Below are 23,510 nucleotides of genomic sequence, written 5' to 3'. Positions count from 1 at the left end.
GATCGGTGGTGCGGCGCATGCTGCTCGGATCACAACTCAGGCGACTGCGTGAGGCGCGGGGCATCACGCGCGAGGCGGCGGGCTACTCGATCCGCGCCTCCGAGTCGAAGATCAGCCGGATGGAGCTGGGCCGGGTGAGCTTCAAGACCAGGGACGTCGAGGACCTGCTGACGCTGTACGGCATCACGGACGAGCAGGAGCGCTCGTCCCTGCTGTCGCTGGCCAAGGAGGCCAACGTCGCGGGCTGGTGGCACAGTTACTCCGACGTGCTGCCGAGCTGGTTCCCGACCTACGTCGGCCTGGAGGGCGCCGCCTCGCTGATCCGGGCGTACGAGGTGCAGTTCGTGCACGGCCTGTTGCAGACCGAGGCGTACGCGCACGCGGTGGTCCGCCGGGGCATGCAGGGCGCGAGCGAGGCCGACGTCGAGCGCCGCGTGGCCCTGCGCCTGGAGCGGCAGAAGCACCTGGTGGCCGAGTCGGCCCCCGACTTCCACATCATCCTGGACGAGGCCGCGCTGCGCCGCCCCTACGGCGACCGCGAGGTCATGCGCGGCCAGCTCCAGCACCTGATCGACATCTCGGAGCGGCCCAACGTGCGGCTTCAGGTGGTGCCGTTCAGCCTCGGCGGGCACTCCGGCGAGAGCGGCGCGTTCACGATCCTCAGCTTCCCCGAGTCGGACCTGTCGGACGTGGTGTACCTGGAGCAGCTCACCAGCGCGCTGTACCTGGACAAGCCCGAGGACGTCGCCCAGTACGAGCGGGCGCTCAAGGAGCTGCAGCGCGACAGCCCCGGCCCCTCCGAGAGCCGGGACCTTCTCCGGGGTCTCCTTCAACTCTCCTGAAACACAAGTACGATGACGCGTGATCAGGTCGCGGGGAAGCGGCCGAGGGTCTGAGGGATCGAGGGATCACATGTCGTCGTCCTGCTTCACCGACCTCGCACAGCAGTACATCGACGGTGAGTGGCGTCCGGGCACCGGCTCGTGGGACATCATCGACTTCAACCCGTACGACGACGAGAAGCTGGCGTCGATCACGATAGCCACGGCCGACGAGGTCGACGAGGCGTACCGGGCCGCCGCCCGCGCCCAGGAGCAGTGGGCGGCGACCAACCCCTACGCCCGCCGCGCGGTCTTCGAGAAGGCGCTCCGGCTCGTCGAGGAGCGCGAGGCGGAGATATCCGAGGCCATCGTCGCCGAGCTCGGCGGGACCCGCCTGAAGGCCGCCTTCGAGCTGCACCTGGCCAAGGAGTTCCTGCGCGAGGCGGTCCATCTGGCCCTCGCCCCCGCCGGCCGGATCGTTCCCTCGCCCGTGGACGGCAAGGAGAACCGCGTCTACCGCGTGCCGGTCGGTGTGGTGGGTGTGATCAGCCCCTTCAACTTCCCCTTCCTGCTGTCGATCAAGTCCGTCGCCCCGGCCCTCGCCCTCGGCAACGCCGTGGTGCTCAAGCCGCACCAGAACACGCCGATCGTCGGCGGCTCCCTGGTCGCGAAGCTCTTCGAGGACGCGGGACTGCCCGGCGGCCTGCTGAACGTGGTCATCACCGACATCGCGGAGATCGGCGACGCCTTCATCGAGCACCCGGTCCCGAAGGTCATCTCCTTCACCGGCTCCGACCAGGTCGGCCGGCACGTCGCCACCGTCTGCGCCCGGCAGTTCAAGCGCTCCGTGCTCGAACTGGGCGGCAACAGCGCGCTGGTGGTGCTGGACGACGCCGACCTCGACTACGCCGTCGACGCCGCGGTGTTCAGCCGGTACGTCCACCAGGGCCAGGTCTGCATGGCCGCCAACCGCGTCCTGGTCGACCGGTCGGTGGCCGAGGAGTTCACCGGGAAGTTCGTCGCCAAGGTGAAGAGCCTCAAGACGGGCGACCCGCGCGACCCGGAGACCGTGATCGGCCCGGTCATCAACTCCTCGCAGGCCGAGGCGCTCGCGGGCGTGGTCGAGCAGGCCCTCGCCGAGGGCGCCACCGCCCTGGTGCGCGGCGGGCGGACCGACAACCTCGTCGAGCCGTCCGTGCTGACCGGTCTGCCGGCCGACTCCGCCCTGCTGCGGCAGGAGGTCTTCGGGCCGGTCGTCTTCCTGGTGCCGTTCGACGGCGAGGAGGAGGCCGTGCGCCTCGTCAACGACACGCCGTACGGCCTGAGCGGCGCGGTGCACACCGGGAGCGTCGAGCGGGGCGTGCGGTTCGCCCAGCAGATCGACACCGGCATGTTCCACGTCAACGACGGCACCGTCCACGACGAGCCGATCGTCCCCTTCGGCGGCGAGAAGCACTCGGGCGTCGGCCGCCTCAACGGCGAGACGATGCTGGACGCCTTCACCACCACCAAGTGGATCTCGGTGCAGCACGGGCGCAGCGGCTTCCCGTTCTGACGGCGACGCCGTGCCCGCCGCCGTTGCGGACAGCACCTGACCGCAAGGGTGCGTAGCGTCGTCGGTGTGAGGGGGAGAGGCCCCCGGTCACGACGGAAGGCGGCGGTCATGGTCACTCACGTTCCCGCGGAGGCACCCGGCGACGAGCGCGGAGCGCTGCTGAACTTCATCGCCGAGCAGCGCGGCGGCATCCGCCGGTCGCTGCTGGGTCTGACGCAGGAGCAGGCGACGTCCCGCCCGAGCGCGAGCGAGCTGTCCCTGGCGGGGCTGCTCAAGCACGTGGCGGAGGTCGAGCAGGGCTGGATCGCCCGGGCCAAGGGCGAGCCGCCGGCCGTCCACCGCGACGAGTCGAACTGGGACGAGTGCTTCCGGCTGGTCGGCGACGAGACCGTGGAGTCGCCGCTCGCGTACTACGAGAAGGTGGCCGCCGAGACGGAGGCCTTCATCCGCGCGGTGCCCAGCCTCGACGACACCTTCCTGCTGCCGGCGGCGTCCTGGAACCCGAAGGACGAGCAGCTCTCCCTGCGCTGGCTCTGCCTGCACCTGATCCGCGAGACGGCCCGGCACGCCGGTCACGCCGACATCATCCGCGAGTCGCTGGACGGCGCGACGGCCTTCGAGCTGGTGGCGAAGGAGCAGGGCAGCTCCTGGGGCTGACCTGCCCCGGCCTACGCTGGCCCCATGTCAGCGATCCGTCTCCTCGTGCTCGGCGCGGTCCGCATGCACGGGCGGGCCCACGGCTACCAGGTCCGCAACGACCTGGAGTTCTGGGGCGCCCACGAGTGGTCCAGCGCCAAGCCCGGCTCGATCTACCACGCGCTGAAGCAGATGGCCAAGCAGGGCCTGCTGCACGCGCACGAGGTCGCCCCGTCCACGGCCGGCGGCCCGCCGCGCACGGAGTACGAGGTCACCGGGCGAGGCACCGAGGAGTACTTCCGGCTGCTGCGCGAGGCGCTGGTCACCTACGACCAGCGCGGGGACGTCAAGACGGCCGCCGTCGGCTTCGTGGTGGACCTGCCGCGTGCCGAGGCGGTCGCCCTGCTGAAGGAGCGGACGCTGCGCATCGAGCAGTGGCGGGCCGCCGTCCTGGAGCACTACGTGCCCGAGGAGGGACCCCAGCAGCTCGGTCACATCGGCGAGATCATGAACCTGTGGGTCCACACGGCCGACTCCGAGGCCGAGTGGACCCGAGGGCTGATCGAGCGCATCGAGGGCGGCGCCTACACCTTCGCCGACGAGGGCGACCCCTTCGTGGGGGTCCTGGCCGACGACGAGGAGAACCCGTACGGCACGGGGGAGCGGCACCCCGGGGACGCTCACTAATCAAGTTTGACGAATGGCGCGGGCGGGGATACCTTCATGCGGGTAGTCAAGTTTGACTAGAGAGGGAGGCCCGGTGGCCGACGCGGCGATCACCGTCGAGGGCGTGCACAAGAGGTACGGGGAGAAGAAGGCGCTGGACGGGCTCGGCCTCACGGTCGCGCGCGGCACGGTGCACGGGGTGCTCGGGCCGAACGGCGCGGGCAAGACCACCCTGGTCCGGGTCCTGTCCACGCTGCTGCGGCCGGACGCGGGCCGGGTGGTGGTGGCCGGCCACGACGCGGTCCGCGAGGCGTACGCCGTGCGGCTGCGCATCGGCCTGCTCGGCCAGCACGCCGCGCTCGACGAGGAACTCGGCGGCAGGCAGAACCTGGAGCTGTTCGGCCGGCTGCACCACCTGGGCGCCCGAGGGGCACGCGCGCGGGCCGGCGAGCTCCTGGAGCGGTTCGGCCTCGGCGACACCGGCCGCAAGCCGGTGGGCCAGTACAGCGGGGGCATGCGGCGCAGGCTGGACCTGGCCGCCTCCCTGATCACCGAGCCGGAGGTGCTGTTCCTGGACGAGCCGACCACCGGCCTCGACCCGCGCGGGCGGGCCGAGGTGTGGGACTCCGTCCGCGCCCTGGTCGGCGGCGGGACGACGGTCCTGCTCACCACGCAGTACCTGGAGGAGGCCGACCAGCTCGCCGACCGCATCAGCGTGGTCGACGCCGGGCGGGTGATCGCCGAGGGCACGGCCGGCGAGCTGAAGGCCGAGACCGGCGGCGACCGCATCGACGTCGTCCTGCGGGAGGCGGGGCAGCTCGGCGCGGCCGTCGCCCTGCTGCCCCTCACCGGGGTCACCGTCGACGCCGACCGCCGCCTGCTGAGCGCCCCGGTCGCCGACCGCATGCAGGCCCTGACCGGCGTCGTACGAGCCCTGGCGGAGGCCGGGATCGAGGCGGAGGACGTCGCCCTGCGCCGGCCGACGCTGGACGAGGTGTTCCTGCACCTGACCGGCGACGCCCACCGAGTGAAGGAGGCCGCGTGACCGCGCACGCACTGACCGACTCCTGGACCATGACCCGCCGCGAGCTCGCCCGCTGGCAGCGGCAGCCGGTCCAGCTGGCCGTCAACCTGGTCTTCCCGGTGATGCTGCTGCTCATGTTCGGCTACCTGGTCGGCGGCGGCCGGGGCGTGAGCGGCGAGTACCGCGACTACCTGATCCCCGGCATGCTCGCGCTGACCATGGCCTTCGGTCTGGAAGGCACGATGCTCGCCGTCACCCAGGACCTGAACAAGGGCGTCATCGACCGGTTCCGGTCGATGCCGATGGCCGACGGGGCGGTGCTGGTGGGCCGTTCCGCCGCCGACATGCTCCAGTCGGCGATGGCCCTGCTGGTGCTGATCGGCGTCGGCGCGGCGCTCGGCTGGCGGCCCGGCGGCGGCCCGGCGGCCCTCCTGGCCGCCCTGGGCCTGCTGCTCCTGTTCCGCTTCGCGATGCTGTGGATCGGCATCCACCTCGCCCTGGTGGCCGGCCGGCCGGAAATGGTGCAGGCCGTGCAGATCCTGGTCTGGCCCGTCGGCTTCCTGTCCAACGCCCTGGCCGCGCCCGGCTCCATGCCCGGCTGGCTGGGCACGGTCGTCGAGTGGAACCCGATGTCCCACACGGCCACGGCCGTACGGCACCTCTTCGGTGTCCCCGGCGCGGAGTCCGGGCACGTCTGGGCGGCGGTCGCCTGGCCCCTGGCGCTGCTGGCGGTGTTCTTCCCGCTGGCGGTGCGCAGGTTCGCGCGGCTGAGCCGGTGAGGACCGGCGCCCGGATCGACCCGGGCGCCGGGCCTGAGGGCCTGTTGCCCTAGTGGTGGAAGCTGGTGGCCGCGCCCCTGTCCTCGGTCAGCGGGTGCGGCTGCCGGCGCAGTTCCGGCAGCAGCCGTTCCAGGTCCTGCGCGAGCAGGTCCGCGAGGTCGGCGGAGAAGCCGTTGCGGCACACCACCCGCAGCACGGACAGGTCCTGACGGTTCTCCGGGAAGGTGTACGCGGGCACCAGCCAGCCGTGCTCGCGCAGCCGCCGCGACACGTCGAACACGTCGTACGCCGTCACGTCCGGCGCGGTCGTGAAGGCGAACACCGGCAGCTGGTCGCCCCGGGTCAGCAGCCGGAAGTCGCCGAGCGCCTCGATCCGCGCGGCCAGCCCCGTGGCCACGTCCCGCGCGGCCTGCTGCACGGCCCGGTAGCCGTCCCGGCCCAGCCTGAGGAACGTGTAGTACTGCGCCACGACCTGCGCCCCCGGCCGGGAGAAGTTGAGCGCGAACGTCGGCATGTCACCGCCCAGGTAGTTCACCCGGAACACCAGCTCCTCCGGCAGCGCGTGGGCGTCCCGCCACAGCGCCCAGCCGACACCCGGGTAGACCAGGCCGTACTTGTGGCCCGAGGTGTTGATCGACGTCACCCGCGGCAGCCGGAAGTCCCACACCAGGTCCTCGTCGAGGAAGGGCGCGACCATCGCGCCGGACGCCCCGTCGACGTGCACCGGGATGTCGAGCCCGGTGCGCTCCTGCAGCGCGTCCAGCGCGGCGCACAGGTCGGCGACCGGCTCGTAGGAGCCGTCGAAGGTGGAGCCCAGGATGCCGACGACCCCGATGGTGTTCTCGTCGCACAGCTCGACCGCGGCCTGCGGGTCCAGGTGGTAGCGCTCGCCCTCCATGGGGACCAGCCGCGCCTCCACCTCCCAGAAGTTGCAGAACTTCTCCCAGCAGACCTGCACGTTCACGCCCATCACCAGGTTGGGCCTGGCCCCCGGGTACCGGTCGGCGTTGCGCTGGGCCCAGCGCCGCTTGAGGGCCATGCCGGCGAGCATGCAGGCCTCGCTCGACCCGGTCGTGGAGCAGCCCACGGCTGCGGCCGGGTCGGGCGCGTTCCACAGGTCGGCGAGCATCGCCACGCAGCGCCGCTCCAGCTCGGCGGTGCGCGGGTACTCGTCCTTGTCGATCATGTTCTTGTCCCGGCACTCCGCCATCAGCAGCCCGGCCTCGGGCTCCATCCAGGTGGTGACGAAGGTGGCGAGGTTCAGCCGCGCGTTGCCGTCCAGCATCAGCTCGTCGCGCACCAGCTGGTGGGCGGTCGCCGGGGCCATCGGCTGGTCCGGGAGCCGGTGGGTCGGCGGGGCCTCGGCCATGTCGCCGACGGGGTTGGCGGGTCCGTAGAACGGGTTGACGGAGATGCGGTGCTCGCCGGAGCGGCGGGGGCCTTCGTGGAGCGGCACGGGTGCCTCCAGGGGATGTGTTCCGACAGGGGGTGGATGGGTCGGGGGCGTCAGCGGACCGATGTGCCGTCCTCGCGCAGCTGCATCTGCGGCCGGCCGGTCACCAGCAGCCAGGCGGGCAGGGAGGCGACGCACAGCAGGACGAGGATCGACGGGGAGGCGACCAGCACCGCGGCGACGAAGAGGCTCACCCAGCCCTGCCGGGTGATCGCCAGCAGTACGCCGAGCACCGCGGCGGCCACCCCGACCGAGGGGTGCACCCCGTCGACGAGGGCGTGGGCGCCCAGGCCGAGGGCGGTGCCGACGAACACGGCCGGGAAGATGCGCCCGCCGCGGAAGCCGCAGGAGGCCGCGACGAGCAGCGCGGCCAGCTTCACCACCGTCAGCACGGCGTACTCGCCGGCACCGCGGGCCTGCGGGTCCTGCGCCAGCACGGCGATCTCGTCGAGCCCCTTGAACAGCGTCAGGTGGCCGCCCAGCGCCGCCAGGGCGCCCAGCACGGCACCGCCCACCGGGAGCATCAGCAGGGGGTGCCGCAGCCGGCGGAAGGCCGCGTGGACGTGGGGGAAGGCGTACACCGCGCACAGGGTGAGCAGCGCGCCGACCGAGGCGACCACGACGGCCGCCGCCAGATCGGCCCAGCCGGGACGCCCGAAGGGCGGCAGGCCCAGGTCGAAGCTCGGGCGGTCGACGAGGGAGACCGTCAGCGAGCCAGCCGCGGCGGCGGTCAGCGGCGCGAAGAGGTTGTCCCAGAGCAGGCCCCGCGTCTTCTGCCCGGCCAGCACCTCGGAGATCGCCAGGGCGGCCGCCACGGGCGTGCCGAACAGCGCGCCGATGGTGGCCGCCTCGGCCAGCACCGGCCAGATCCGGCCCGGTGCCCGCGGGACGGCCCGGCCGCCCAGCCACACCGCCAGGCCGACGTTGACGGCGATGATCGGGTTCTCCGGACCGAGGCTGGGACCGCCCGCCAGCATCAGCGCGGTCGCCAGCACCAGACCCGGCAGCACCACGGGCGGCAGGACCGGGGCGTCCAGCCCCACGGTGGCCGGATCGGGGCCCGCGTGCCCGGGCATCCGCCACACCACGAGCCCGACGGCGATCCCGGTCGCCACGAGCATCACGAACATCCACGCCACCGAGTACCGGCCGATGCCCAGCGCGTCCGGCAGGGGCCCCCAGAGCACGTCCTGGAGGTGCTCGGCGGCGACCTCGACGCCCACCAGCACCAGGCTGGACAGGACACCGACGGCCACGGCGGGCACGATCGACGGCAGCAGGGCGCGAGCGGGGGTCGCCGGGGTGACGGAAGGCGCCTGCGACTCGGTGTCCTGGACCACGGGCACACGATAAACGGATCAAAGCGGACAAACAGGAAACACGCTTGCACCTCACGCGGCGTGAGGCCCGACCGTGGACCGCGGAAGAGGAAGGGAGCGGAAGTGAGCTACTCCGTGGGACAGGTCTCGGGCTTCGCCGGCGTCACGGTGCGCACGCTGCACCACTACGACGACATCGGCCTGCTCGTCCCGAGCGAACGCAGCCGCGCGGGCCACCGGCGCTACAGCGACGCCGACCTCGACCGGCTGCAGCAGATCCTGTTCTACCGGGAGCTCGGCTTCCCGCTCGACGAGGTCGCCGCCCTGCTCGACGACCCGGACGCGGACCCGCGCGCACACCTGCGCCGGCAGCACGACCTGCTGACCGCCCGGATCGAGAAGCTGCGCAAGATGGCGGCGGCCGTGGAGCACGCCATGGAGGCACGCACGATGGGAATCGATCTCACACCCGAGGAGAAGTTCGAGGTCTTCGGCGACCAGGACCCCGAGCAGTACGACGAGGAGGTGCGCGAACGCTGGGGCGGCACGGCCGAGTACGCCGAGTCGCAGCGCCGGGCCGCCCGCTACACCAAGGACGACTGGCTGCGCATCCAGGCCGAGGCCGCCGACTGGGGCCGGCGCTACGCCGCCCTGATCGAGGCCGGCGAGCCCCCCACCGGCGAGGCGGCCGGGGCCCTCGCGGAGGAGCACCGGCAGCACATCTGCACCTGGTTCTACCCGTGCTCCTACGAGCTGCACCGCTGCCTGGGCGAGATGTACGTCGCCGACGAGCGCTTCACGGCGTTCTACGACGCGATCCGCCCCGGCCTCGCCGGGCACCTCAAGGACGCCATCGCCGCGAACGCGGACCGGCACGCCTCCTGATCCCCGGCCCGGGGGTGACTCACTCCCGGGCCAGGACCACGGCCGTGCCGTAGGCGCACACCTCCGTGCCCACGTCCGCCGCCTCCGTCACGTCGAAGCGGAACGCGAGCACGCCGTTGGCTCCTCGCGCGCGTGCCTGCTCCACGAGCCGTTCCATGGCCTGGTTGCGGGTCTGCACGAGCGTCTTGGTCAGGCCGCGCAGCTCACCGCCGACCATCGACTTCAGCCCGGCGCCGATCTGGCTGCCGATGTGCCGGGAGCGCACGGTGAGGCCGAACACCTCCCCGAGCACCTCCTGCACGCGGTAGCCGGGTACGTCGTTCGTGGTGACGACGAGGACGTCGGGCTGGGGCCCCTGTCCACCGCCGTATTCGTCGATGCCCATGTCCACAGCTTTGCCCGGGACGGGCCACAGTGCATCCTGATAACCCCCATGGAACCTGGGTCATGACGGCTGCGTTGATACTTTGAGGCAGTCAGCCCCAGCCCGTATCCCACAGCAGCAGGAGCCACATCCCCGTGACCACGCTTGCGCTCGGCCCCGAGTGGCTCAGCCCGGAGCATCTGATCTCCACGTTCAGCCTGCCCGGCATCCTGCTCATCGTCTTCGCGGAGTCCGGCCTCTTCGCGTTCCTGCCGGGTGACTCCCTGCTGTTCACGGCGGGTCTCTTCGTCGCCGAGGGCACGTACATCAGCCAGCCGCTGTGGCTGGTCTGCACGCTGATCGTGCTCGCCGCCGTCCTCGGCGACCAAGTGGGCTACATGATCGGCAAGTTCCTCGGCCCGAAGCTGTTCAGCCGGCCCAACTCCAAGCTCTTCAAGCAGGAGAACCTGGACAAGGCCCACGAGTTCATGGAGAAGTACGGGCCCAAGGCGATCGTCCTGGCCCGCTTCGTGCCCATCGTGCGCACCTTCGCGCCCATCGTCGCCGGCGCCGGCCGCATGAAGTACCGCACGTTCCTGACGTACAACGTCGTCGGCGGCATCGCCTGGGGCACCGGCGTCACCGTCGCGGGCTACTGGCTCGGCCAGATCGACTTCATCAACAAGAACGTCGAGGCGATCCTCGTCCTGATCGTCCTGCTCTCGGTCGTGCCGATCATCATCGAGTACCTCCGCGAGCGCGCGAAGAACAAGCGCGCGGCCGCCCAGGCCCCCGAGGAGGGGCGCCACCAGCAGCCCCCGGCCATGGACGACGCGACGACGCAGCTGCGCCGCATCACCCCGGACGACCGGCCGCCCCACGGCCACCCGCAGCAGCAGTCCCCCTACGGCGACGGGAACGGCCGGCAGGGACGACAGGGTCACCCGGGCCGGCAGGACCAGCAGTACCACGGGCAGTACCCGCAGAGCCCGGAGCCGGGCTACGGCCAGCAGCAGCCCTACGGCCAGCCGCAGGCGCCGCAGCAGCCGTACGGCCGGCAGCAGCCCTACGGCCGGCCGCACGCGCCGCAGCAGCCCTACGGCGAGCAGCCCCAGCAGCCCCAGCAGCCCTACGGTCAGCCGCAGGCGCCGCAGCAGCCGTACGGCAGCCGGCAGGGCGGCGGCGGGCAGGACCCCTACGGGAACGGTTACTGAGCGGCCCGCGCGGCACGAGGGGGGACGGCCCGGGCGGCCGCTCCCCCCGGCCGGTGCAGGGCCTAGAAGCCCCTGGTGCGCTTCGCCGCGCGGCGCTTCTCCGCCGAGCCGATCCGCAGGAACATCCGCGAGATCTCGGACCCCAGGTTCACACCGATGGCGATGGCCATGGCCAGTGCCACCGCCTTAGACAGCGACACCAGCCCCGCGTCGACCTCGCTCTGCGCGATGGCCAGCAGACCGAAGTACGTGGCGGAACCGGGCAGCAGGGGCCCGATCGCGGCGGTCGTGTACGGCAGGGCCGAGGCGAACCGGTAGCGGGAGAGCAACTGCCCGAACAGTCCCACCAGCCCCGCGGCCGCCGCCGTGGACGCCACCGGAGAGATGTCCCCGACGTAGTGCATCGCGCCGTACACGACCCAGGCGACACCGCCGTTGAGCGTCACCCAGACCACGGTGGCGCGCTCCTGCTGGAGCAGCACCGCGAACGACAGCGACAGCAGCATCGACGCGGCGATCATCATGACCGGGTCGTCGGAGGCGCCGAGCGCCTGGTCGGGGTTGAGCCGCGCGCCCAGCTGCACACCGAAGTACAGCACCAGCAGCACCCCGGCGACGATGCCCACGAAGAAGTACAGGACCTCCAGCAGACGGGCGGAGGCCGTGATGTAGAAGCCGGTCAGGCCGTCCTGCACGCCCGCCACCAACGCCCGCCCGGGCAGCAGCGCGAACAGCCCACCGGTGATCACCGCGGAGGCCTTCACGTCGACATGACCGAGCGTCAGCGCCACCCCGATCGCGGCCGGCGGCATCGCCGCCACCGTGAACTGGTAGAACTCCGGCAGCCCGCGCCCCGCGCACAGCCACGCCAGCCGGTCGCCCAGCATCGCGCCCAGCGCCGCCGCGACGAACACCACCACGTCACCGCCCACCAGGACGGAGGCCGCGCCCGCCAGCAGGCCGCTCGCCCCGGTCAGGGCCCAGCCCGGGTAGGGGTGCCGGTTGCGGCGGATCTCCGCGAGCCGCCGGTAGGCCTCCTCCAGGGAGACCGCCGTCTCGTCGTCGCTGAGGTCGTCCACCAGCTGGTACACGGCCGCCAGCCGCGTGTAGTCGGTGCCCCGGCGGCGCACGGTCCGCGACGCCGTGACCGGGTCGTCGACCAGGGACGGCTGGTAGGAGATCGCCAGCAGCGTGAACGTCACGTTGGGCTCGCAGCGGTCCAGCCCGTAGGACCGGCAGACGGCGAACATCGCCGCCTCCACGTCCTCGGCGCCCTCACCGCCCGCGAGCAGCAACTCGCCGATCCGCAGCGTCAGGTCGAGCACGCGCGGCACCGCCGGCCCGCTCTCGTCGCCCCCGCGGTGCGCCGTCTCCGGCGCGGGCCGCTCCGCCACCGGCATGCGCAGCATCGTGCGCATCCGGTCCTGCCACGGCACGTCCTTGGTCAGACTGACCTGGCGCATGCCGTCGGGCGGCGTGAAGGCCGCGGGCGCGTGCTGGGAGCTGTAGGTGCTCGGCGTGGTGAACGCCGACCCCTCCTGCTCGGCCGGGTGCGCCGGATGCACCTCCAGCCCGTCCGGCACGGCGAACTCGGACGTGGTCTCGGACTCGGAGACCGTCGCTCTCGGAACGGCCAGCCCGTCGGGGATCGCGAACTCCGACGTCGTCGACATGTCCCCGTCGACGACCGTCTGGGCCGGAGGCTGGAAGGCACTCCGCGCCTCGTCCGACTTCGGCTTGCGGTCCTCCGCGTCCGTCACTGCCTGGCGCTCCCTGTACGACACGTCAGCCTCAGTACCCCCTGGCCTCAGTATGCGCACATCCAGGCCGACGGGCCGCACGCGCAGGCGTACGGCCCGTGAGCATCGTGCGGGGGGTCAGTGACCGCCCGACTCCTTGAAGCGCTTGTAGGACCGCTCGATCTCCGCCTCGGCGTCCGTACGGCCCACCCAGTTGGCGCCCTCGACCGACTTGCCCGGCTCCAGGTCCTTGTAGACCTCGAAGAAGTGCTGGATCTCCAGGCGGTCGAACTCCGACACGTGGTGGATGTCGCGCAGGTGCTCCACACGCGGGTCGTGCGCCGGGACGCACAGCAGCTTGTCGTCGCCGCCGGCCTCGTCGGTCATGCGGAACATGCCGATCGCGCGGCACTGGATCAGGCAGCCGGGGAACGTCGGCTCGTCCAGGATGACCAGCGCGTCCAGCGGGTCGCCGTCCTCGCCGAGGGTGTTCTCGACGAAGCCGTAGTCGGCCGGGTAGCTGGTCGAGGTGAAGAGTCGGCGGTCCAGGCGGATACGACCGGTCTCGTGGTCCACCTCGTACTTGTTCCGCGAACCCTTCGGAATCTCGATCGTGACGTCGAACTCCACCGGTGGCTCCTCCATGATCAACACATAGTTCTGGTGGTTAAGTGTCCCTCACGCAGGTGTGTGATCGCGAAAGGGGCTGGTGGTCGTGCCAGAGCTGAGGCCTTGGCGGGCCGCGAGACCGCACGTCGTGCGGATCGCGGGCGCCGTACGACCACGCCTGGCCCGGGCCGCGGCGACCGTGCGACCAGGACTCGCCCGGCTCCGGGGAGACGAAAAACCGCAGGTCGCGCGGCCGAAGACCTGGGGGTACACCGCGGGGGCAGCCACCGCCGGGCTCGCCCTGGCGGCCGGAGTGGTGACCGCGGCCGGCCCCTGGGACTCCTCGGGCCAGCGTACGGCCGAGCGGGACCGCGCCGTGGCCCTGTCCCGCCCGGGTGGCACAGATCACGGCAGCGCCGCCGGTGCGCCCGGCCGCCCGCGGCCCGCCCCCAGCGCCGGGCCCGTGCTGACCGGTCTCGGCGGCGTCAGCACCGTGCGGTCCGGGCCGGACGGCAAGGCGCTCGCGGACGCCCTCACACCCCTGCTGAAGGACCCGGCGCTCGGCCCCCGGCCCGCCGCGGCCGTCGTCGACGTCACCACCGGCAGGCGCCTGTTCGGCAAGAGCCCGGACGCCGCGTCCACCCCCGCCTCCACGACGAAGATCGCCACCGCCGTCGCCGCCCTGTCCGCGATGGGCCCCGACCACCGGCTCACCACCCGGGCCGCGCTGGAACCCGACACGAAAGAAGTAGTCCTCGTCGGCGGGGGAGATCCCACCCTCACCGCCCGCGAGAAGGCCGACGGCCAGGCCAGCCTGCGCGACCTCGCCGCCGGCACGGCCGCCGCCCTCGCCGACCGCGGCATCCGCGAGGTCACCCTGTCCTACGACACGACCCTCTACGCCGGCTCCGACAGGCACCCGATCGGCGAGAACGACAACCTCGCCCGGGTCACCCCCCTGATGGCCGACGAGGGGCGCACCGACGACTCCACCAGCGGGCCCGCCGCGCGCGTGCCGGACCCGGCCGCGGACGCGGCCCGCCGGTTCGGCGACTTCCTGAAGGGCCACGGCATCAAGGCCGGCGCCCCGGGGCTGTCCAAGGCCACGACCCGGGCGAAGACCCTCGCCAAGGTCTCCTCGCCGCCCCTGTCGGCCCTCGTCGAGCGCATGCTCACCCAGAGCGACAACGACCTCGCCGAGTCCCTGGCCCGCCAGACCGCGATCGCCACGGGCCACCCGGCCGACTTCGCCGGTGCCGACAAGGCCGTCGGCGCCCGGCTGCGCGCACTGGGCCTGCCGGTGAAGGGCGCCGCCTTCAAGGACGGCAGCGGGCTCGACCGGGCCGACCGCCTGACGCCCGGCCTCCTCACGGCGCTGCTCGCCAAGGCGGCCGACCCGTCCCACCCCGAGCTCCGGCCGGCCCTCACCGGTCTGCCCGTCGCCGGCTTCACCGGCACCCTGACCAGCCGTTACACGGACGGGGCGGCCGGCGTGGTCCGCGCCAAGACCGGCACCCTGCACGGCGTCAACGCCCTCGCGGGCACCCTGGTCGACGAACAGGGCCGCCTGCTGGCCTTCGCCTTCATGACCACCGGCACGGAGGGCGTCGCACCGACGGCGACCCAGAAGGCCCTCGACCGGGTGGCCAGCGCCCTGGCGGCCTGCGGCTGCGGCTGACGAAGGGCCTCCCGGACGCCGGGCCGGCAAGGGCCCGGCCGGGGTGCCGGTGGCCGCGGGGCCGGGTGTCCGGAAGCGGGCCCCGGGGAGAGCCGCTCCTCGCCGCCCTGCCCCACCGGGCGGCGCTCACGTACGGTTGACGCATGACGAGCATCGGTGGTGCTTCAACCGGCATGGTCGACTGGAATCTCGCGGTGGCGACCGCGACCCGGCTCGTACGGCCGGGCCCCGAGGTGAGCCGCGACGAGGCCAGGGCCGTCGTCGCGGAACTGCGCCGGCACGCCAAGGCCTCGGAGGAACACGTCCGCGGCTTCACCCGGCTCGGCACCGAGGAGGGGCACGACACCCCCGTCCTCGTCGTCGACCGGCCGGGCTGGGTGCGCGCGAACGTCGCCGGGTTCCGGGAGATCCTCAGGCCCTTGCTGGACAAGATGCAGGAGCGGCGCGGCAGCAGCGCCGGCAGCGCGGTCATGGGCGCCGTCGGCGGCAAGGTCACCGGCGTCGAACTCGGCATGCTGCTGTCCTTCCTGGCCTCCCGCGTCCTCGGCCAGTACGAGACCTTCGCCCCGGCGACCCGCGAACTCCCCGGCGGCAGCGGCGGCGGCCGGCTCCTGCTCGTCGCCCCCAACATCGTCCACGTCGAGCGCGAACTCGACGTCGACCCGCACGACTTCCGGCTCTGGGTGTGCCTGCACGAGGAGACGCACCGCACCCAGTTCACCGCCGTGCCCTGGCTCCGCGACCACCTGGAGGGCGAGGTCCAGGCGTTCCTCGCGGAGACCGACGTCGACCCCATGACCGTCCTGGAACGGGTCCGCGAGGCCGCGCAGAGCCTCGCCGGAGGCCGCCCCGAGGCCGAGGAGGACGACGGCGGCCGCTCCCTCGTCGAGATCGTGCAGACCCCCGCCCAGCGCGAGATCCTCGGCCGCCTCACGGCCGTGATGTCCCTGCTGGAGGGGCACGCCGACTTCGTGATGGACGGCGTCGGCCCGTCCGTGGTCCCCTCCGTCGGCGAGATCCGGGAGAAGTTCCAGCAGCGCCGCGCCAAGGGCGCCTCCCGCCTCGACCTCGCCCTGCGCAAGCTGCTCGGCCTGGACGCCAAGCTCCGCCAGTACCGCGACGGCGAACGGTTCGTGCGGGCCGTCGTCGACGAGGTCGGCATGGACGGCTTCAACCGCGTGTGGACCTCGCCCAACACCCTCCCCACCAAGGCGGAGATCGCCAAACCGGCGGACTGGGTCACGCGGGTGCACCGCAAGGCCGAGTAGCGCAGGGGACGTTCAGGTCGTGAAGAGGAACCCGCCCACGGCAGGCGAACGCCCCACCAATCACCCGTCCGAGGGACCGTGAGCCAGGGGTAGGCGTGCAATGCTCGGGGAACGGCCCGCTTCTGTCACCATCTACACACTCTGCGTGACCGACACGCGGGCTCACCCCCCGAAAACTTCATGAAGGGAACCGGACATGGGTCCCCATCCTGCGGTCGCGGCGATACGCCTGGCGGTCCGCCGCGTCCTCCACGACCTCCTCACCGAACTGCACCACGCCCCCGCCACGGTCGCGCACGCCCTCCCGCACGACCGGCCGCCCCGGCCGCTCGTGCTCGTGGCGTGCTCCGGCGGCGCCGACTCCATGGCCCTCGCCTCCGCCCTCGCCTTCGAGTCCCCCAAGCTCGGCATCAGGGCCGGCGGCATCACCGTCGACCACGGCCTGCAGACCGGCTCCGACGTGCGCGCCGCGGAAGTCGTCCAGCGCATGCGCGAACTCGGCCTCGACCCCGTGGACTCCGTCGCCGTGCGCGTCGGCCGCGCCGGCGGGCCCGAAGCCGCCGCCCGTGACGCCCGCTACGCCGCCCTGGACACCGCGGCCGAACGCCACGGCGCCGCCGCCGTCCTGCTCGGGCACACCCGCGACGACCAGGCCGAGACCGTCCTCCTCGGCCTCGCCCGGGGCTCCGGCACGCGCTCCCTGTCCGGCATGGCCGCGGTCTCGGGGGCCGGCGGCCGCTACCGGCGCCCCTTCCTGGAGCTCGACCGGCAGACCGCCCGCAAAGCCTGCATGGTCCAGTCCCTGCCCGTCTGGGACGACCCCCACAACGCCGACCCGGCCTACACCCGCTCCCGGCTGCGCCACGAGGGCCTGCCCGCCCTGGAGAAGGCCCTCGGCAAGGGCGTCGTCGAGGCACTCGCCCGTACGGCCCAGCTCTCCCGTGACGACGCCGACGCCCTCGACACGTGGGCCTCGCAGGCCGAGGCCACCGTCCGCGACGCCACCGGACAGCTGGAGTGCGCCAAGCTCTACGCCCTGCCGCCCGCCGTGCGCCGCCGCGTCCTGCGCCGCGCCGCCGTCGCGGCCGGGGCACCGGCCGGATCGCTGTTCGCCCGCCACCTCGAGGAAGTCGACCGCCTGATCACCGGCTGGCGCGGTCAGGGAGCCATCAACCTCCCCGGCAAGGTCGTGGCCCGGCGGCAGGGTGGCAGACTGGTGATTCGGCAAGGCTGAAGCACCACCCCTCCGCAGCCGCGGGGGAAGGGCCGCTCAGCCGGTGGGACGACCGAAAGTGATGCGGGTGGACGCGAAAGACATGGGTGCCGACCTCGAGAAGGTGCTCATCACCAAGGAACAGATCGACGCCAAGCTGGCCGAGCTGGCCGAGAAGATCGACGCGGAGTACGCGGGCAAGGACCTGCTGATCGTCGGCGTCCTCAAGGGCGCGGTGATGGTCATGGCCGACCTCGCGCGGGCGCTGTCCACCCCCGTCACCATGGACTGGATGGCCGTATCCTCGTACGGGGCGGGCACCCAGTCCTCCGGTGTGGTGCGGATCCTCAAGGACCTCGACACCGACATCAAGGGCAAGCACGTCCTCATCGTCGAGGACATCATCGACTCCGGCCTGACCCTGTCGTGGCTCCTGTCCAACCTCGGCTCGCGCGAGCCCGCCTCCCTCAAGGTGTGCACGCTGCTGCGCAAGCCCGAGGCCGCGAAGGTCGCCATCGACGTGGAATGGGTCGGGTTCGACATCCCCAACGAGTTCGTCGTGGGCTACGGCCTCGACTACGCCGAGAAGTACCGCAACCTCCCGTTCGTCGGTACGCTCGCGCCCCACGTGTACGGCGGCTGATGCACCCGGCCGGGGTGACATGACGGTGATCGGGAACCCCGGCGGGGTTCCCGCCGTTGGAGCAGGCGTGGACGGGTCGCCAGCCGCACCGCGCAGCTTCAGGTGACAATGCTGGGGTACCGTCCGAAGAACAGTCTTTGTCAAACTCACTATGGCAGGAGGGACGGGGCGGCACCGCTCCGTATGGATGGACGTGAAGCGATACTTCCGTGGGCCGGTCATGTGGATCGTGCTGGCCGTCCTCGCCGTGGTCGTGTTGATGCAGGTCGTCGGCTCGTCCGGCGGCTACAAGACGGTGGACACCGGCGAGGTCGTCCAGGCGATCAACCAGAACAAGGTGGAGTCGGCCAAGCTGACCACCGGTGACGAGCAGATCATCAAGGTCTCGCTCAAGGACGGCGTAAAGGTCGACGGCAGCTCGAAGATCCAGGCGAGCTACATCGGCGACCAGGGCGTGGACATCGCCAACACGCTGCAGAACAAGTACCAGGACAAGCAGATCCCGGACGGCTACACGGTCTCGCCGTCCAAGCAGAACCCGATCGTCGGGATCCTGCTCTCGCTCCTGCCCTTCGTCCTCATCGTGGTCGTCTTCCTGTTCCTGATGAACCAGATGCAGGGCGGCGGCTCCCGCGTCATGAACTTCGGGAAGTCCAAGGCGAAGCTCATCACCAAGGACACCCCCAAGACGACCTTCGCCGACGTCGCCGGATCCGACGAGGCCGTCGAGGAGCTCCACGAGATCAAGGAGTTCCTCCAGGAGCCGGCCAAGTTCCAGGCCGTCGGCGCCAAGATCCCCAAGGGCGTCCTGCTCTACGGGCCTCCCGGCACCGGCAAGACCCTGCTCGCGCGTGCCGTCGCGGGCGAGGCCGGCGTGCCGTTCTACTCGATCTCCGGTTCCGACTTCGTCGAGATGTTCGTCGGTGTCGGTGCCTCCCGGGTGCGCGACCTCTTCGAGCAGGCCAAGGCGAACGCCCCGGCCATCGTCTTCGTCGACGAGATCGACGCGGTCGGCCGCCACCGCGGCGCCGGCCTCGGCGGCGGTCACGACGAGCGCGAGCAGACCCTGAACCAGCTCCTCGTCGAGATGGACGGCTTCGACGTCAAGGGCGGCGTGATCCTCATCGCCGCGACGAACCGGCCCGACATCCTCGACCCGGCGCTGCTGCGCCCCGGCCGCTTCGACCGGCAGATCGCCGTCGACCGCCCGGACATGCAGGGCCGTCTGGAGATCCTCAAGGTCCACCAGAAGGGCAAGCCGGTCGCGCCGGACGTCGACCTGTCGGCCGTCGCCCGCCGCACGCCCGGCATGACGGGTGCCGATCTGGCCAACGTGCTGAACGAGGCCGCCCTGCTGACGGCCCGCAGCGACCAGAAGCTGATCGACAACCACATGCTCGACGAGGCGATCGACCGTGTGGTCGCGGGCCCGCAGAAGCGGACCCGAATCATGTCGGACAAGGAGAAGAAGATCACCGCGTACCACGAGGGCGGACACGCCCTGGTCGCGGCGGCCTCCCCGAACTCCGACCCGGTCCACAAGATCACGATCCTGTCCCGCGGCCGGGCCCTCGGCTACACGATGGTCCTCCCGGACGAGGACAAGTACTCGACCACGCGCAACGAGATGCTCGACCAGCTCGCCTACATGCTGGGCGGCCGCGCGGCCGAGGAGCTCGTCTTCCACGACCCGACCACGGGTGCCGCCAACGACATCGAGAAGGCCACCGGCCTGGCCCGCGCGATGGTCACGCAGTACGGCATGACCGAGCGCCTGGGTGCGATCAAGTTCGGCGGGGACAACACCGAGCCGTTCCTCGGCCGTGAGATGTCCCACCAGCGCGACTACTCGGAAGAGGTCGCCGCGCTCGTGGACGAAGAGGTCAAGAAGCTCATCGAGACGGCGCACAACGAGGCCTGGGAGATCCTGGTCGAGAACCGCGACGTGCTCGACAACCTCGTCCTGCAGCTGCTGGAGAAGGAGACGCTGGGCAAGGAGGAGATCGCCGAGATCTTCGCCCCCATCGTCAAGCGTCCGCCCCGGCCCGCCTGGACCGGTTCCTCCCGCCGCACGCCGTCGACCCGTCCGCCGGTCCTCTCCCCCAAGGAGCTGGCCCTGACGAACGGCGCGAACGGCGCGACGCCGGCGATCAGCACCGCCAAGAGCACCACGGCGGAGCCCGCCCCGGCGCCGGAGCGCACCCCGGAGGACCGCCCGGAGAGCTGACCGGAGCCCTCCCGGCGCCCCCCGGCCCCGGAATGAAAGCCGCGCCCCCCAGGTTTTAGCCTGGGGGGCGCGGCTTTCCGCCATTGGGACACAGGAACGAGGCACCAGATGACCGACCCCGTGACGCTGGACGGCGACGGCCGGATCGGCGAGTTCGACGAGAAGCGCGCCGAGAACGCCGTACGCGAACTGCTGATCGCGGTCGGCGAGGACCCCGACCGCGAGGGCCTGAGGGAGACACCGGCGCGGGTGGCGCGGGCGTACCGCGAGCTGCTGGCCGGCCTCCGTCAGGAGCCCGAGGACGTGCTGACGACGACGTTCGACCTGGGCCACGACGAGATGGTGCTGGTCAAGGACATCGAGATCGTCAGCCTCTGTGAGCACCACCTGCTGCCGTTCCACGGTGTGGCCCACGTCGGGTACATCCCGGCGGAGACCGGCAAGATCACCGGACTGTCGAAGCTTGCCCGTCTGGTCGAGGTGTTCGCCCGGCGCCCGCAGGTGCAGGAACGACTCACCACACAGATCGCCGACTCGTTGATGAAGATCCTCGAGGCGCGGGGTGCCATCGTCGTGATCGAGGCGGAGCACATGTGCATGTCCGTGCGCGGCATTCGCAAGCCGGGTGCCAAGACCACGACGTCGGCGGTTCGCGGACAACTGCGGGATTCCACCACGCGGGCCGAGGCGATGAGCCTGATACTGGCTCGCTGACCCGGTTGTCGGTGGGGCCCGATACGGTCCTGGTCAGCGGTGGGTGATCGCTGACCAGGGGGATTGCGGTGCCGTACGGGCTGCCCAGCAAGCAGGTGGTCAACACCGTCGGTGGTCGGTCGCAGGCGAGGAGCGTCCGAGTGGGCGATCGACTGTGGTCTCTTGACGGGGACCGCACCGTCCCGACGACCGTCACAGAAGTCGCCGGCGTCCGCTCGCGTGAGGTGGTGGACGTGATGACCGATCATCTGACGTTCACAGTGGCTCCGGACCAGTTGCTCGGCACGCCGGACGGGTGGGTCCACGCGCGGGACGCCGAAGGAACCGTCCTGGCCTGGACACCTGCGCGGAAGCTGTGCCGGGTGCGGCTGACCATCGAGCCGGGGCGGGACCTCGGTTACTTCCTGGGGGCCACGTGCTCCGACGGGACGGTCGGCCGCAACTACGTGTCCCTGGTGGTGAACGACGAGCACTTCGCCGCGCGGTACGCGGCGTCCCTGACCGCGGCCACCGGTTTGCCCGCACGACTGGAGGCCGTGACACGGCCGTCTGGGTACCTCCGGCGGGACGTTCCCGGTTTCCGCGTGCGGGTCGTCTCTTCGTATCTCGCGGACCTTCTCCGGCAGTACCTGGGCGGTGACGCCCATCATCTGCGCCAGCGCTTCCCCCGGGTCGTACTCAGGGACCTGGAGACGTTCGAGGGCTTTCTCGACGGCTATGGCGACGGCGACGGCTACCGGTCCACGTCATGGTCGGGCCGCTTGCTGGTCAGTGCGAACGTACCGTTCCTCACCGAGCTGGCCCGGGTGGTCGGCGCACGGTTCACGCCTCGTCCCGGCAGGCCCGCCTCGCAGCTGGTCGTGGCCGACAGCTGGAGCACCCGAGGAACCTTCCAGCCGGAGCGTCACCCTCTCCAGCTCCGGGAGACCGCGTGGGTCCAGGTGCACGAGGTCCGTCGGCGGGAGACGACGAACAAGCCCTACACCCTGTACACCTACCGGCTGCATCCCCACCCCGGGTTCCTGGTCAACGGGCATCTCGCCCGTGAGCCGTGGTGAGCCCCGGGCCCGTCACACCGTGGGGGCCGTGCCCGTGCCGTCGTGTTCTTCGTCGTCGGGGAGTTTGCAGACGCGCTCCAGGAAGATCGCGGCCGCTATGACGCCGATGCCCGCGAGGACCGAGAGGCCGGCGTAGATGGCCTGGTCGCGGCGGGCCGGGACGTCGAGGGACTCCAGGAGGAAGACGCCCGTGCCGCCGTACATGCCGGCGACCAGGGCGGCGACCAGGGCGCTGGCGTGGCCGAAGACGACCGCGCGGGCGGCCATCATCGGGTCGACGCCCTTCGCGTCGGGCCGCCGCTCGCGCTGGGCCTTCAGCCGGGCGCGCAGCGAGAGCGCCGTGGCCAGCAGGACCACGGCGATCAGGGCCAGGACGATGGGGGCGGCCAGGGGGACGCTGGGGAGCGTGCCGATCGAGTTCCACAGGCGGGCGCCCGCCCAGGACAGGACTCCGGCCACGACGAACACGCCGGCCAGCAACCTGATGCGCAGCTCTTTCACGGTGTCCCTTCGCAATCCCCCGGTTCGGCCCGGTTCCCGGCCGTCTCGACCTTAACGGCTACTCGGGCAGCCGGAGTTCCAGGTCCTCGCGCGGCGTCACGCCCTCCCGGGTGACGGCGTCCAGCAGCCCGGCGATCGGCCCGTGGCCGGGGAGCTGCGCCTCGGGGTCGAGGTCGTGCCAGGGGGCCAGGACGAAGGCGCGTTCGTGGGCCCGGGGGTGGGGGAGGGTGAGCCGCGGGTCGTCGGAGACGACATCGGCGTAGGAGACGATGTCGACGTCGAGGGTGCGCGGGCCCCAGCGCTCGTCGCGGACGCGGTGGAAGGCCTCCTCGACGGCCTGGGCGCGCTCCAGCAGCGAGGAGGGCGGCAGGGTGGTCTTGAGGACCACGACGGCGTTGAAGTAGGCGGGCTGGCTGCCCGGCTCCACGCCCCAGGGCTCGGTCTCGTAGACGGGGGAGACGCCCTTGACGCGGACGCCGGGTGTGTCCTCCAGGGCGTCGACGGCTCCCTGGAGGGTCTCCAGGCGGTTGCCGAGGTTGGAGCCGAGGGCGACCACGGCCCGTTTGGGGTTGGACAGGGTCGTGTCGGCGGCGTCGACCCGGTCGACGACGGAGGCGGGTACCGGCTGGACGGTCGGGTCGCTGGGACCCTTGATGAAGGGCGCGGTCATGCTCGGCTCCGGGTGATGGTGACGGTCACGTCGTCGAAGGGGACCGTGATCGGGGCGTCGGGCTTGTGGACGCAGACCTCGACCTCCTCGACCGCCTCGTGCCGCAGGCAGACCTGGGCGATGCGCTCGGCGAGGGTCTCGACGAGGTCGACGGGTTCGCCCTGGACGACGGCCACGACCTCCTCCGCCACGATGCCGTAGTGCACGGTCTTGGTCAGGTCGTCGTCGGCCGCGGCCGGCCGGGTGTCCAGGCCGAGGACGAGGTCCACGACGAAGGTCTGGCCCTCCTCGCGCTCCTCGGGGAACACGCCGTGGTGCCCGCGGGCCCTCAGGCCGCGCAGCGCGACACGATCCACGCGAATCACTCCTGCTGTCGTCGGTGCCGGCCGGTCGGTGCCGTGTGCGGGCGGCACACCGGCCTCGGTCGAATCTACCTGCGTGTCCGGGCGGGACCGGGCCGCAGGGGGTGCGGGT

At 71.8% G+C, this 23,510-nt stretch carries 23 protein-coding genes; 15 read left to right on the top strand and 8 right to left on the bottom strand.

Annotated elements, in window-relative coordinates; translation table 11 throughout:
- Positions 1-17 precede the first annotated feature (17 nt).
- From ACFYWG_RS24655 to ACFYWG_RS24630, 6 genes are all read left to right on the top strand, one after another.
- Complete coding sequence (locus tag ACFYWG_RS24655) at positions 18-842, top strand: helix-turn-helix domain-containing protein (RefSeq protein ID WP_376328175.1); 825 nt, start codon at positions 18-20, stop codon at positions 840-842.
- Positions 843-912: 70 nt separating this feature from the next.
- A complete protein-coding gene (locus tag ACFYWG_RS24650) occupies positions 913-2,376 on the top strand; it encodes an aldehyde dehydrogenase family protein (protein WP_389203619.1) in 1,464 nt (487 codons plus the stop codon).
- Positions 2,377-2,484: 108 nt separating this feature from the next.
- Positions 2,485-3,033 (top strand): DinB family protein, encoded by a 549-nt coding sequence (locus ACFYWG_RS24645; protein ID WP_389203617.1) that lies wholly within the window; start codon positions 2,485-2,487, stop codon positions 3,031-3,033.
- Between the two features lie 24 nt (positions 3,034-3,057).
- Positions 3,058-3,699: a PadR family transcriptional regulator gene (locus tag ACFYWG_RS24640; RefSeq protein WP_383503309.1), complete on the top strand. Its 642-nt coding sequence runs from the start codon at positions 3,058-3,060 to the stop codon at positions 3,697-3,699.
- 73 nt (positions 3,700-3,772) lie between these two features.
- A complete protein-coding gene (locus ACFYWG_RS24635) occupies positions 3,773-4,723 on the top strand; it encodes an ATP-binding cassette domain-containing protein (protein ID WP_385421667.1) in 951 nt (316 codons plus the stop codon).
- On the top strand, positions 4,720-5,481 hold the full coding sequence (locus tag ACFYWG_RS24630) for an ABC transporter permease (protein ID WP_383503305.1): 762 nt from the start codon (positions 4,720-4,722) through the stop codon (positions 5,479-5,481). Before ACFYWG_RS24635 ends, ACFYWG_RS24630 begins: the two co-directional genes overlap by 4 nt.
- Before the next feature lie 49 nt (positions 5,482-5,530).
- Here ACFYWG_RS24630 and ACFYWG_RS24625 read toward each other — a convergent pair whose 3' ends face one another.
- Positions 5,531-6,937 carry a glutamate decarboxylase gene (locus tag ACFYWG_RS24625; protein ID WP_376328050.1) on the bottom strand — a complete coding sequence of 469 codons (1,407 nt, stop codon included), beginning with the start codon at positions 6,935-6,937 and terminating at the stop codon, positions 5,531-5,533.
- 50 nt (positions 6,938-6,987) lie between these two features.
- Positions 6,988-8,274 (bottom strand): ion channel protein, encoded by a 1,287-nt coding sequence (locus ACFYWG_RS24620; RefSeq protein ID WP_389203613.1) that lies wholly within the window; start codon positions 8,272-8,274, stop codon positions 6,988-6,990.
- A gap of 102 nt (positions 8,275-8,376) precedes the next feature.
- Here ACFYWG_RS24620 and ACFYWG_RS24615 point away from each other — a divergent pair, with 102 nt between their 5' ends.
- Positions 8,377-9,138, top strand: coding sequence for a MerR family transcriptional regulator (locus tag ACFYWG_RS24615; RefSeq protein WP_383503301.1), 762 nt, complete (start codon positions 8,377-8,379; stop codon positions 9,136-9,138).
- Positions 9,139-9,157: 19 nt separating this feature from the next.
- Here ACFYWG_RS24615 and ACFYWG_RS24610 read toward each other — a convergent pair whose 3' ends face one another.
- Positions 9,158-9,523, bottom strand: a complete 366-nt coding sequence (locus ACFYWG_RS24610) for a YbjQ family protein (RefSeq protein WP_383503299.1) — start codon at positions 9,521-9,523, stop codon at positions 9,158-9,160.
- Between the two features lie 134 nt (positions 9,524-9,657).
- Here ACFYWG_RS24610 and ACFYWG_RS24605 point away from each other — a divergent pair, with 134 nt between their 5' ends.
- Positions 9,658-10,716 (top strand): DedA family protein, encoded by a 1,059-nt coding sequence (locus ACFYWG_RS24605; protein ID WP_389203610.1) that lies wholly within the window; start codon positions 9,658-9,660, stop codon positions 10,714-10,716.
- 62 nt (positions 10,717-10,778) lie between these two features.
- Here the strand turns inward: ACFYWG_RS24605 and ACFYWG_RS24600 are convergent, their stop codons facing one another.
- Together ACFYWG_RS24600 and ACFYWG_RS24595 are read right to left on the bottom strand one after the other, a co-directional pair.
- Positions 10,779-12,476, bottom strand: a complete 1,698-nt coding sequence (locus tag ACFYWG_RS24600; protein WP_383503295.1) for a threonine/serine exporter ThrE family protein — start codon at positions 12,474-12,476, stop codon at positions 10,779-10,781.
- Positions 12,477-12,593: 117 nt separating this feature from the next.
- On the bottom strand, positions 12,594-13,085 hold the full coding sequence (locus ACFYWG_RS24595; RefSeq protein ID WP_369198837.1) for an inorganic diphosphatase: 492 nt from the start codon (positions 13,083-13,085) through the stop codon (positions 12,594-12,596).
- Between the two features lie 79 nt (positions 13,086-13,164).
- Here ACFYWG_RS24595 and dacB point away from each other — a divergent pair, with 79 nt between their 5' ends.
- From dacB to ACFYWG_RS24560, 7 genes are all read left to right on the top strand, one after another.
- Positions 13,165-14,742, top strand: a complete 1,578-nt coding sequence (gene dacB, locus ACFYWG_RS24590) for a D-alanyl-D-alanine carboxypeptidase/D-alanyl-D-alanine-endopeptidase (RefSeq protein ID WP_389203607.1) — start codon at positions 13,165-13,167, stop codon at positions 14,740-14,742.
- Positions 14,743-14,885: 143 nt separating this feature from the next.
- Positions 14,886-16,010, top strand: coding sequence for a zinc-dependent metalloprotease (locus ACFYWG_RS24585; RefSeq protein ID WP_383503291.1), 1,125 nt, complete (start codon positions 14,886-14,888; stop codon positions 16,008-16,010).
- 196 nt (positions 16,011-16,206) lie between these two features.
- On the top strand, positions 16,207-17,244 hold the full coding sequence (gene tilS / locus ACFYWG_RS24580) for a tRNA lysidine(34) synthetase TilS (RefSeq protein ID WP_389203604.1): 1,038 nt from the start codon (positions 16,207-16,209) through the stop codon (positions 17,242-17,244).
- Positions 17,245-17,305: 61 nt separating this feature from the next.
- Positions 17,306-17,866: a hypoxanthine phosphoribosyltransferase gene (hpt, locus tag ACFYWG_RS24575; protein WP_333932331.1), complete on the top strand. Its 561-nt coding sequence runs from the start codon at positions 17,306-17,308 to the stop codon at positions 17,864-17,866.
- A gap of 187 nt (positions 17,867-18,053) precedes the next feature.
- A complete protein-coding gene (gene ftsH, locus ACFYWG_RS24570) occupies positions 18,054-20,093 on the top strand; it encodes an ATP-dependent zinc metalloprotease FtsH (RefSeq protein WP_376328034.1) in 2,040 nt (679 codons plus the stop codon).
- Positions 20,094-20,201: 108 nt separating this feature from the next.
- Entirely contained in the window at positions 20,202-20,807 is a 606-nt protein-coding gene (gene folE / locus ACFYWG_RS24565; RefSeq protein ID WP_383507666.1) for a GTP cyclohydrolase I FolE, read from the top strand.
- Positions 20,808-21,043: 236 nt separating this feature from the next.
- Complete coding sequence (locus ACFYWG_RS24560; RefSeq protein WP_389203601.1) at positions 21,044-21,865, top strand: hypothetical protein; 822 nt, start codon at positions 21,044-21,046, stop codon at positions 21,863-21,865.
- 12 nt (positions 21,866-21,877) lie between these two features.
- Here the strand turns inward: ACFYWG_RS24560 and ACFYWG_RS24555 are convergent, their stop codons facing one another.
- Genes ACFYWG_RS24555 through folB form a run of 3 tightly spaced genes read right to left on the bottom strand, consistent with a single transcriptional unit; the run spans position 21,878 to position 23,392 of the window.
- Positions 21,878-22,366: a DUF3180 domain-containing protein gene (locus tag ACFYWG_RS24555; RefSeq protein ID WP_376328031.1), complete on the bottom strand. Its 489-nt coding sequence runs from the start codon at positions 22,364-22,366 to the stop codon at positions 21,878-21,880.
- A gap of 58 nt (positions 22,367-22,424) precedes the next feature.
- Positions 22,425-23,036: a 2-amino-4-hydroxy-6-hydroxymethyldihydropteridine diphosphokinase gene (gene folK, locus ACFYWG_RS24550; RefSeq protein ID WP_383507661.1), complete on the bottom strand. Its 612-nt coding sequence runs from the start codon at positions 23,034-23,036 to the stop codon at positions 22,425-22,427.
- The gene (folB, locus tag ACFYWG_RS24545) at positions 23,033-23,392 is read right to left on the bottom strand and encodes a dihydroneopterin aldolase (protein WP_376328028.1); all 360 of its coding nucleotides are present in this window, start codon (positions 23,390-23,392) and stop codon (positions 23,033-23,035) included. The genes folK and folB overlap by 4 nt, the downstream gene beginning before the upstream one ends.
- Positions 23,393-23,510 lie beyond the last annotated feature (118 nt).

The organism is Streptomyces sp. NPDC003456, assembly GCF_042878735.1.
In the GTDB taxonomy this organism is placed as follows: Bacteria; Actinomycetota; Actinomycetes; order Streptomycetales; family Streptomycetaceae; genus Streptomyces.
The sequence above is the reverse complement of the archived record's forward strand: the minus strand, read 5'-3'. Positions and strand labels throughout refer to the sequence as shown.

Bases quoted from the DNA above. Each gene is read 5' to 3' on its own strand.
- ACFYWG_RS24655 (WP_376328175.1), top strand. From the start codon at position 18: ATGCTGCTCGGATCACAACTCAGGCGACTGCGTGAGGCGCGGGGCATC.
- ACFYWG_RS24650 (WP_389203619.1), top strand. From the start codon at position 913: ATGTCGTCGTCCTGCTTCACCGACCTCGCACAGCAGTACATCGACGGT.
- ACFYWG_RS24645 (WP_389203617.1), top strand. From the start codon at position 2,485: ATGGTCACTCACGTTCCCGCGGAGGCACCCGGCGACGAGCGCGGAGCG.
- ACFYWG_RS24640 (WP_383503309.1), top strand. From the start codon at position 3,058: ATGTCAGCGATCCGTCTCCTCGTGCTCGGCGCGGTCCGCATGCACGGG.
- ACFYWG_RS24610 (WP_383503299.1), bottom strand. From the start codon at position 9,523: ATGGGCATCGACGAATACGGCGGTGGACAGGGGCCCCAGCCCGACGTC.
- ACFYWG_RS24585 (WP_383503291.1), top strand. From the start codon at position 14,886: ATGACGAGCATCGGTGGTGCTTCAACCGGCATGGTCGACTGGAATCTC.
- tilS (WP_389203604.1), top strand. From the start codon at position 16,207: ATGGGTCCCCATCCTGCGGTCGCGGCGATACGCCTGGCGGTCCGCCGC.
- hpt (WP_333932331.1), top strand. From the start codon at position 17,306: ATGCGGGTGGACGCGAAAGACATGGGTGCCGACCTCGAGAAGGTGCTC.
- ftsH (WP_376328034.1), top strand. From the start codon at position 18,054: ATGGACGTGAAGCGATACTTCCGTGGGCCGGTCATGTGGATCGTGCTG.
- folE (WP_383507666.1), top strand. From the start codon at position 20,202: ATGACCGACCCCGTGACGCTGGACGGCGACGGCCGGATCGGCGAGTTC.
- ACFYWG_RS24560 (WP_389203601.1), top strand. From the start codon at position 21,044: ATGACCGATCATCTGACGTTCACAGTGGCTCCGGACCAGTTGCTCGGC.
- folK (WP_383507661.1), bottom strand. From the start codon at position 23,036: ATGACCGCGCCCTTCATCAAGGGTCCCAGCGACCCGACCGTCCAGCCG.